Source organism: Rhizobacter sp. P2_H2, assembly GCF_056403375.1.
The window spans coordinates 1-1,113 of the sequence record NZ_JBFUFP010001419.1; the positions used below are offsets into that span (position 1 = coordinate 1).

Sequence of the window (1,113 nt, forward strand, 5' to 3'; positions counted from 1 at the left end):
GGCCCTGGCGGCGCGGCCGGGCGCCGCGGCGCCGGCGCCACCACCGTCGGCGTCGCCACCGCCGCGCAGGCCGAGCTGCCGGTGCTGATCGAGGCGCTCGGCACCGTCACCCCCGCCGCCACCGTCACCGTGCGCGCGCAGGTCTCGGGGACGTTGACCCGCGTGCTGTTCAAGGAAGGCCAGCTGGTGAAGAAGGGCGAGCTGCTCGCCACCATCGACGCCCGCCCGTACGAGATGGCGCTGCTGCAGGCGAGCGGCCAGCGCCTGCGCGACGAGGCCCAGCTCGATGCCGCCCGCGTCACGCTGACGYGCTACCAGACGCTGCTGTCGCAGGACTCGATCGCCCGCCAGGATGTCGACACCCAGGCCGCGCTCGTCAAGCAGCTCGATGGCACCTTGATGACCGACAAGGCCTCCGAAGGCACCGCCCGCCTGAACCTCGCCTACACCCGCATCACCGCGCCGGTCGGCGGGCGCATCGGGCTGCGCACCRTCGACGAGGGCAACCTGGTGTCGTCGGGCGACACCACCGGCATCGCGGTGATCACGCAGACCGAACCGATCGACATCGCGTTCTCGATCCCGCAGGATCGCCTGCCCGCCATCCAGGCCCGCGTCGCCAGCGGCGCCCAGCTGCCGGTCGCCGCCTACGACCGCACCCGCACCAGCAAGCTCGAGAGCGGCACCTTCTCCACCTTCGACAACCTCGTCGACACCACCACCGGCACCGTGAAGGCCAAGGCCCGCTTCCCGAACCAGGGCGGCGCGCTGTTCCCGAACCAGTTCGTCAACGTGCGCCTGCTGCTCGACACCGTGAAGGGCGCCGTCGTGGTGCCGATCACCGCGCTGCGCAACGGCCGCGACGGCGACTACGTCTACGTGCTGCAGCCCGACCGCACCGTGCAGCAGCGCACCGTCACGCGCGGCCAGGCGACGGTCGACAAGGTCTCGATCACCGCCGGGCTCGAGGCCGGCGAGCGGGTCATCACCGAAGGCGCCGACCGGCTGAAGGACGGCGCGCGCGTGACGCTCTCGGCCGACCGCGCCGCGTCGGGCGCGCAGGGCGCCTCGGGCCCGGCCGGTGCGTTCCCGCCGGGCCGCCGTGCCTCGGGC

At 73.5% G+C, this 1,113-nt stretch carries 1 protein-coding gene; it reads left to right on the top strand.

Annotation, left to right across the window (positions count from 1 at the left end; translation table 11 throughout):
- On the top strand, nt 1-1,113 hold a 1,113-nt coding region (locus AC1D15_RS33605), incomplete at both ends, for an efflux RND transporter periplasmic adaptor subunit (protein WP_477829471.1).